The following is an 8,302-nucleotide window of genomic DNA, read 5'->3' on the forward strand; positions in this document are numbered from 1 at the left end:
CCACCGGACACACCCCACCCTGATGACGCGACAGGGAGCCTCAGCCCTCGTCGTCCCGCTCCGTCTCCTCGGCGAGCCCCTTGTCCAGGACCCGCCCCTCGCCCGGGGCGAGGGTGCCGAGGATGCGCTCCAGATCGTCTATCGAGGCGAACTCGACGACGATCTTTCCCTTCTTCTGACCGAGGTCGACCTTCACCCGCGTCTCAAAGCGGTCCGAGAGCCGTGAGGCGAGATCGGAGAGAGCGGGCGACAGCCGGGCACCGGCACGAGGGCTCTTCGGCTTGGCCGCATTGCTCGGGCCGGAGTTGAGCAGGGTCACGATCTCTTCGACCGCGCGCACCGAGAGTCCCTCGGCCACGATCCGGTGGGCCAGACGGTTCTGCTCCTCGGAGTCCTCCACCGAGAGCAGCGCCCGCGCGTGACCTGCCGAGAGCACTCCGGCGGCGACCCTGCGCTGAACGGGGGGCGACAGCCTCAGCAGGCGCAGCGTATTGGAGACCTGCGGCCGTGAACGTCCGATCCGGTCGGCCAACTGATCATGGGTGCAGTTGAAGTCCTTGAGCAACTGATCGTAGGCGGCTGCCTCTTCCAGCGGATTCAGCTGCGCGCGATGAAGGTTTTCCAGCAGCGCGTCCAGCAGAAGCTTCTCGTCATCCGTATGCCGGACGATCGCGGGAATCCGCTCCAGGCCCGCCTCCCGGCAGGCCCGCCAGCGGCGCTCGCCCATGATCAGCTCATACTGCTCCGGCCCCGACTGCCGGACGACGACCGGTTGGAGAAGGCCCACCTCCTTGATGGAGGTGACCAGTTCGGCCAGGGCGTCCTCATCGAAGATCTGACGGGGCTGGCGCGAGTTGGGCACGATCGCGTCGATCGGTACCTCGGCGAAATGCGCTCCCGCCGGCTCGATGTGCTGGGTCATCGCCTCCGGCACGGATACCGGTGTGCTCGCCGCCTCCGGCGCGACGGCCGCGGAGGGCAGCGTCGCCACCTTCGCCGCCGCCACACCGCGCTCGGCGGTCAGCACCGGAATGGCCCCCGGAGAGCTGGACGCCCCGCTGGAAGGCACCTGCTTCTCCTGGGGAGCGGCAGGGATCAGGGCACCGAGCCCACGCCCCAATCCTCTACGTCGCTCGCTCACTGGACCCCCTCCGAGACATTCTGCTTGCTGTTCTGTGCACCCACATGGGCATGCTGCGGGTCGTACTGGACACCGACCCCACGCAGCGCGATCTCACGAGCCGCCTCCAGGTACGACAGAGACCCGCTGGATCCCGGGTCATAGGTCAGTACCGTCTGCCCATAGCTCGGCGCCTCCGAGATACGCACGGAGCGGGGAATGCTCGTCCGCAGCACTTCCTCACCGAAGTGGCTCCGGACCTCTTCCGCCACCTGGGAGGCGAGCCTGGTCCGGCCGTCGTACATGGTCAGAAGAATTGTCGACACATGCAGGGTGGGGTTGAGATGCCCCCGCACCAGGTCCACATTCCTCAACAGCTGACCCAGGCCCTCCAGTGCGTAGTACTCGCACTGAATGGGGATGAGCACCTCCGCACCGGCCACCAGCGCATTGACGGTCAGCAGACCGAGAGATGGCGGGCAGTCGATGAGGATGTAGTCCAGGGGCTGCTCATATGCCTGGATGGCCCGCTGCAGTCGGCTCTCCCGCGCCACCAGCGACACCAACTCGATCTCCGCACCGGCGAGATCGATGGTGGCGGGGGCGCAGAAGAGACCTTCGACATCCGGGACCGGCTGGACCACCTCGGAGAGCGGCTTGCTCTCCACCAGGACGTCATAGATCGAGGGGACTTCGGCGTGATGATCGATCCCCAGCGCCGTGGAGGCGTTGCCCTGTGGATCCAGGTCGACCACCAGCACGCGCGCCCCGTGCAGGGCGAGCGAGGCGGCGAGATTGACCGTGCTGGTCGTCTTCCCCACCCCGCCCTTCTGGTTGGCGACGACCATGATGCGCGTCTGCTCGGGCCGGGGCAGACCTTCTCCGGCACGCCCCAGCGCCTCCACAGCCAGCTGGGCAGCTCGGCCGATGGGGGTGTCGTCCATCGGGGGCGGTGTTTCACGTGAAACATCCTCTCCCACCGACTCGGTACGGGGACCGGGGACCGGATCGGTCATCGGTCCCGCGATGTTGGCGTTGGACCGCAAGGATTCACTCTCCTCGGCTTCAGGCTCGCGATGAACAGAGCCTGCCATGCTTTCGGGGTCATGAACCAGCGAGGCCCGTGCTTCTGTGGATGAATCCACCTCTGTGGACAACTCCGTAGCCCCAACGAGGGGCTTCCGGCTCCGAAGCGGGGCAGCGGCACGCCCGCGGCTGATGATTCCTTGCAGCAGTGAGCGACGTTTCACGTGAAACACGATGCACGCGCCGCAGGACTACCTCCGCACGACACTCCGTAATGCGTACGTATGGAAGCTTGTATGGAGCATCGCCCCCCAGACGGCACGAAGAGCCGTGATGGCACAAAGGGCACAGCGCGGTCAGCGCCTCCGGCGGGTGCGGCTGGTCCGCGCCGCCTTGGCCCGCTTGGCCGCGAAACGCACGCCGCCGGGGCTCTCCCCGACCTCGACCCGCACCACCGTGGCGAGCGGATCGACGAGCCCCTCACCGACATGCAGCACCGAACTCTTCACCGCGCCGAGCTTGCTGAGCGCCGCACGTGCCCCCAGAAGCTCTTCCTCGGCCGTATCGCCCTTCAGCGCCAGCATTTCCCCGTAAGGGCGCAGCAGCGGCACTCCCCAGCCGGCCAGCCGGTCCAGCGGGGCCACGGCGCGAGCGGTCACCACATGTACGGGCGGCAGGGTGCCGAGAACTTCCTCGGCCCGGCCGCGCACCACGGTCACATGGTCCAGGCCCAGCAGTTCGACCACCTCCTGAAGGAAGTTCGTCCGCCGCAGCAGGGGCTCCAGGAGCGTGATCTTCAGATCCGGGCGTACCAGCGCCAGGGGGATTCCCGGCAGCCCCGCTCCCGAGCCCACATCGCAGACCGTGACACCTTCCGGCACGACCTCGGAGAGCACAGCGCAGTTCAGCAGATGGCGCTCCCACAGCCGCGGCACCTCGCGCGGGCCGATCAGACCGCGCTGGACTCCGGCATCAGCGAGCAGTTCCGCATATCGCACGGCCTCCGGAAAGAAATCTCCGAATACCGTCCGCGCCGCGTCCGGCGCCTGGGGAAGCTCTGCTGCCTCCGTCACGGGGGACCGTCCTTCCGTACCGCACTGTCGCTGGGTGGACCATGGTGGCTGACTATCGGGCTGACCAAGAGCGGCCCCGTCTGCGAACAGACGGGGCCGGGGAGACGAAGCCGGTCAGGCGGGAAGTACGACGACGAAACGCTGCGGTTCCTCGCCCTCCGACTCGCTGCGCAGACCTGCCGCGGCGACCGCGTCGTGCACGACCTTCCGCTCGAAGGGGGTCATCGGGTTCAGCTTCACCGGCTCACCGGTGTTCTTCACCTCGTTGGCGGCCTTGGCTCCGAGTTCGGCCAGTTCCGTGCGCTTCCTGGCCCGGAAGCCCGCGATGTCCAGCATCAGCCGGCTCCGGTCGCCGGTCTCACGGTGGACGGCGAGCCGGGTCAGCTCCTGAAGTGCTTCCAGGACCTCTCCGTCCCGGCCGACGAGCTTCTGGATGTCCTGGCTCTTCGCGTCGCTGATGATCGAGACCGCAGCCCGGTCCGCCTCGACATCCATATCGATGTCCCCGTCGAGGTCGGCGATGTCGAGCAGACCCTCCAGGTAGTCGGCGGCGATCTCCCCTTCCTGCTCAAGGCGGGTCAGGGTGTCGCCTTCATCGGCTTCCTCGGCGACAACGGGGATGGTGCCTTCCGTCACGGGTGGACTCCTTCTTACTTTTTGGACGACGGGTGCTTGGGCCGCTGCTGGCCCTTGCGCTGTCCCGACTTGGGCTGCTGTCGTGCGGCAGGCTTGCCCGCCGTCTTGGGTTTCGCGTCCTGCGGCGCGTCCTTCTGTAGCGAGGGCTTCGCCGTGGGGGCGTCGGCGGCGTCGGAGTCGGAGTCGCCGGGCTTGGCGGCGCTCTGGGCCCCCGCGGACTGGGTGCCGGCGGACTGGCGCTTGGCCTTGGTCTTCCGCTTGGGCTGCTGCCGCTTCTGCGCGGTGCCTCCCTCGGCGTCGGCGGCAGCCGTCTCGCTCCTGGCCACATTGCCGTCCGCCTCGGCGGCGAACCCGGCCTTGGCCAGACTGGTGATGAACTTCCGCTCGTTCTCATTGCGGTCCGGGCCCTTGGCGACAATGGCCTGGACGACATTGCGCTTGCGCCGCGAGCGCACCTCACCGTGGGCGGTGGTGGCCTTCAGCAGACGCTGGAGGTACTGGTCCTGGGCCTTGCTGCCGGGGGTCGGGTTCTGATTGATCACGTACATCTGCTGGCCCATGGTCCACACGTTGGTGGTCAGCCAGTAGACGAGAACGCCGACGGGGAAGTTGATGCCCATCACGGCGAAGATCACCGGGAAGATGTACATCATCATCTTCTGCTGCTGCATATACGGCGTCTTGACCGTGAGGTCGACGTTCTTCTGCATCAGCTGGCGCTGGGTGTAGAACTGCGACGCCGACATCAGGATGATCATGATCGCGGTGACGATGCGTACATCGGTCAGCGAAGCGTCGAGGGCCGCGACCTTCTCCGGGCTGTCCATGAACTTGGACGCCAGGGGGGCACCGAAGATATGGGCCTGTCGGGCGCTGTCGAGCAGGGACTTGTCGATGACCCCGACGGTCTTGCCCGAGGCGATGCTGGAGAGCACGTGGTACAGGGCGAAGAAGAACGGCGACTGCGCGAGGATGGGAAGGCACGAGGAGAGCGGGTTGGTACCCGTCTCCTTGTACAGCTTCATCATCTCTTCGGACTGACGCTGCTTGTCGCTCTTGTAGCGCTCCTGAATCGCCTTCATCTTCGGCTGGAGCGCCTGCATGTTCCGCATCGACTTGATCTGCTTCACAAAAAGCGGGATCAGACAGATCCGGATCAGGACCACCAGCGACACGATCGACAGTCCCCAGGCCCAGCCCGTGTCCGGGCCGAAGATCGCCCCGTAGAGCTTGTGGAACTGGACGATGACCCATGAGACAGGTGTGGTGATAAAACTGAAGAAACTGGCAATCGTGTCCACTAATCAGGCTCCTTGAGCATTGGGCGAGGTCTCTGCGGCCGGACTCGGAGGTTCGGGGGCCAACCCCCGGGAAGGCACATCGGCACCGTGTCCGCCCTTGCCGCCGCGCACGGCATCACGCAGCATCTCGTGCCACCGCGGACGCTTACGGGGCGGTACATGGTCCACACCGCCCGGCGACCACGGATTGCACCGCAGGATCCGCCAGGCCGTGAGCACCGTGCCTTTGACCGCGCCGTGCCGGTCGATGGCCGTGTATCCGTAGTGGGAACACGACGGGTAGTACCGGCAGACGGGCCCCAGCAGAGGGCTGATCGTCCACTGGTACAGCTTGATCAGGGCCAGCAGCGGGTACTTCATCGCGCGCCCCCTCCCAGCAGCCGCTGGAGGGCGGCATCCAGGTCTCGGGCCAGCTGTGCATGATCGGCGTCGCCCGCGCCGGGCAGCGCCCGTACGACCACCAGGCTACCGGGGGGGAGCTGGGACAGCCGGTCGCGTATGAGATGCCGCAGCCTGCGCTTGACCTTGTTGCGTACGACCGCTCCGCCCACGGCTTTGCTCACGACGAAACCCGCACACGTCGGGGAAGCGCTCTCCCCAGGCGCGTGCGGGTCCGGTGAACCGCTGCGTAGATGGACGACGAGGAACGGGCGTCCGGCCCGGCGACCTCGTCGTACTGCGGTCGCGAAGTCCTCGCGCCGCCTCAGCCGATTCTCGGTAGGCAGCACGTCATGACCTGTACGCGGTCAGGCGGACAGGCGGGCGCGACCCTTGCCACGGCGAGACGCGAGAATCGCGCGGCCGGCGCGGGTACGCATACGCAGACGGAAACCGTGGGTCTTCGCGCGACGACGGTTGTTCGGCTGGAAGGTGCGCTTGCTCACTCGGGGGCTCCAGAAATGATTCGTAGACGGCGGGACATCGCCTGGCTGTCACCGTGCGCCCACGAGTAGCTCGCGTATACGCCCGAGTGCACCGCTTCACGATCACAACAGACCGTGATCTTTGCCCATCGGAGGCAGGCGGCAGCAGCCATCGACAACTCGACCTGTTTACGGTACGCGCGGCTACGCCATCCGGTCAAACCGGAGCTACGGTGGAGCCCGCTGTGCACAGGCTGTGGACAACAACTTGAACCGCGCGGGTCGGCCTGACTACCGTGGCCCGACTCCGAACCTTTTTTCTGCTTCCATCCCGTCCCGAGAACCACACATTCGTGGGACCCGCGAGAGAGCGTGCCTTGTGGCTGATGTACCTGCCGATCTTGCCGCAGTGTGGCCACGAGTGCTGGAACAGCTCCTCGCCGAGGGGCCCGCGGGCATCGAGTCGAAGGACAAGCAGTGGGTCGAGCGGTGCCAGCCGCTCGCCCTGGTGTCGGACACCGCGCTGCTGGCCGTTCCCAATGAATACGGCAAACGCGTCCTCGAAGGCCGGCTCGCCCCGCTGATCGGCGAGGCCCTCAGCCGTGAGTACGGCCATCTGATCCGGATCGCGATCACCGTCGACGACTCCGCGGGCGAGCCCCCGCCGCCGGGACCGTCCGGCCAGCAGCAGTCGGGGACACCTCTGTACCAAGGTCCGCACCACGACGATCCGCCGAACGACCACTACCAGCAGAACGACCGCTACGGCGGGTACGGGCACCGCCCCGGCGACGACGGGATGCCGGAGATCCGGCCCGCCTATCCGGACTATCAGCAGCAGCGGCCGGAGCCCGGCGCCTGGCCGCGCGGCCAGGCGGATCTGCCCTGGCAGCAGCCGCGTCTCGGCGGCTTCCAGAGCCGCGAGGGTTTCGCGGACCGCGACGGGTTTCCCGACCGCGAAAGCTTCCAGGACCGCGATCCGTACGCCACCACCAGACCCCACCAGCCTCACCAGCCCCAGCGCGACTACCGGTCGCCGCAGCCGCCCGACCGCCAGCAGTACGAGCAGCAGCGGCCGGAACGCCGGGACCTGCCCGAGCCGCAGCCGCCGCACCGCGGCCCCACGGGCGCACCGGGGCCGCTGGGGGCGCAGCCCTCACCGGCGGCAGGCCCGGGCGAACCGCACGCCCGGCTGAATCCGAAGTACCTCTTCGACACCTTTGTCATCGGCGCGTCCAACCGGTTCGCGCACGCGGCGGCCGTCGCGGTCGCCGAGGCGCCCGCGAAGGCGTACAACCCACTGTTCATCTACGGGGAGTCGGGCCTCGGCAAGACGCATCTGCTGCATGCGATCGGGCACTACGCGCGGAGCCTCTACCCCGGGACGCGGGTGCGGTACGTCAGCTCGGAGGAGTTCACCAACGAGTTCATCAACTCGATCCGCGACGGCAAGGGCGACACCTTTCGCAAGCGGTACCGCGATGTCGACATTCTCCTGGTCGACGACATCCAGTTCCTGGCGAGCAAGGAGTCGACGCAGGAGGAGTTCTTCCACACGTTCAATACGCTCCACAACGCCAACAAACAGATCGTGCTCTCCTCCGACCGGCCGCCCAAGCAGCTGATCACGCTGGAGGACCGGCTCCGCAACCGCTTCGAGTGGGGGCTGACCACCGATGTCCAGCCGCCCGAGCTGGAGACCCGGATCGCGATCCTCCGCAAGAAGGCGGTCCAGGAGCAGCTCAACGCTCCGCCGGAGGTGCTGGAGTTCATCGCGTCCCGGATCTCCCGCAATATCCGGGAGCTGGAGGGCGCGCTGATCCGGGTGACGGCGTTCGCGTCGCTCAACCGGCAGCCGGTCGACCTCGGGCTCACCGAGATCGTGCTGAAGGATCTGATCCCCGGGGGCGAGGACTCGGCGCCCGAGATCACCGCGGGCGCGATCATGGCGGCCACGGCCGACTACTTCGGTCTGACGGTGGAGGACCTCTGCGGCTCCTCCCGCAGCCGGGTGCTGGTCACCGCCCGGCAGATCGCGATGTATCTGTGCCGGGAGCTGACCGATCTCTCGCTGCCGAAGATCGGGGCCCAGTTCGGCGGCCGTGACCATACGACGGTGATGCACGCGGACCGGAAGATCCGCGCGCTGATGGCGGAGCGGCGCTCGATCTACAACCAGGTCACCGAACTCACCAACCGCATCAAGAACGGCTGACGCGGCCCTCAGGGAGCCTCCGGCACCTCGCCGGGATTCCCCTCCCGCACCCCGGCGGGGTGCGGGCC

The 8,302-nt window shown here is 67.3% G+C and carries 9 protein-coding genes; 1 reads left to right on the top strand and 8 read right to left on the bottom strand.

The window, feature by feature from the left end:
• Positions 1–40: 40 nt before the first annotated feature.
• The 8 genes from ACWF94_RS25920 to rpmH form a co-directional block, all read right to left on the bottom strand.
• A complete protein-coding gene (locus ACWF94_RS25920) occupies positions 41–1,141 on the bottom strand; it encodes a ParB/RepB/Spo0J family partition protein (RefSeq protein ID WP_453493113.1) in 1,101 nt (366 codons plus the stop codon).
• Positions 1,138–2,214: a ParA family protein gene (locus ACWF94_RS25925; RefSeq protein WP_453493116.1), complete on the bottom strand. Its 1,077-nt coding sequence runs from the start codon at positions 2,212–2,214 to the stop codon at positions 1,138–1,140. The genes ACWF94_RS25920 and ACWF94_RS25925 overlap by 4 nt, the downstream gene beginning before the upstream one ends.
• A gap of 288 nt (positions 2,215–2,502) precedes the next feature.
• Positions 2,503–3,219 (bottom strand): 16S rRNA (guanine(527)-N(7))-methyltransferase RsmG, encoded by a 717-nt coding sequence (rsmG, locus tag ACWF94_RS25930; protein ID WP_453493119.1) that lies wholly within the window; start codon positions 3,217–3,219, stop codon positions 2,503–2,505.
• Between the two features lie 114 nt (positions 3,220–3,333).
• Positions 3,334–3,855, bottom strand: a complete 522-nt coding sequence (locus ACWF94_RS25935) for a Jag family protein (RefSeq protein WP_453493122.1) — start codon at positions 3,853–3,855, stop codon at positions 3,334–3,336.
• A 14-nt stretch (positions 3,856–3,869) separates the two neighbouring features.
• On the bottom strand, positions 3,870–5,156 hold the full coding sequence (gene yidC / locus ACWF94_RS25940) for a membrane protein insertase YidC (protein ID WP_453493125.1): 1,287 nt from the start codon (positions 5,154–5,156) through the stop codon (positions 3,870–3,872).
• 3 nt (positions 5,157–5,159) lie between these two features.
• On the bottom strand, positions 5,160–5,516 hold the full coding sequence (gene yidD / locus ACWF94_RS25945; protein WP_453493128.1) for a membrane protein insertion efficiency factor YidD: 357 nt from the start codon (positions 5,514–5,516) through the stop codon (positions 5,160–5,162).
• Positions 5,513–5,884 carry a ribonuclease P protein component gene (gene rnpA, locus ACWF94_RS25950; RefSeq protein ID WP_453493131.1) on the bottom strand — a complete coding sequence of 124 codons (372 nt, stop codon included), beginning with the start codon at positions 5,882–5,884 and terminating at the stop codon, positions 5,513–5,515. Before rnpA ends, yidD begins: the two co-directional genes overlap by 4 nt.
• 18 nt (positions 5,885–5,902) lie before the next feature.
• Positions 5,903–6,040, bottom strand: a complete 138-nt coding sequence (gene rpmH, locus ACWF94_RS25955) for a 50S ribosomal protein L34 (protein WP_003949374.1) — start codon at positions 6,038–6,040, stop codon at positions 5,903–5,905.
• A gap of 358 nt (positions 6,041–6,398) precedes the next feature.
• Between rpmH and dnaA the strand changes: the two genes are divergently transcribed.
• Positions 6,399–8,234, top strand: coding sequence for a chromosomal replication initiator protein DnaA (dnaA, locus tag ACWF94_RS25960; protein ID WP_453493141.1), 1,836 nt, complete (start codon positions 6,399–6,401; stop codon positions 8,232–8,234).
• Positions 8,235–8,302 lie beyond the last annotated feature (68 nt).

The organism is Streptomyces sp. NPDC055078 (genome assembly GCF_053607985.1).

Coding starts and splice junctions, on each gene's coding strand:
- yidD (WP_453493128.1), bottom strand. CDS start 5,516: ATGAAGTACCCGCTGCTGGCCCTGATCAAGCTGTACCAGTGGACGATC.
- ACWF94_RS25925 (WP_453493116.1), bottom strand. CDS start 2,214: ATGGCAGGCTCTGTTCATCGCGAGCCTGAAGCCGAGGAGAGTGAATCC.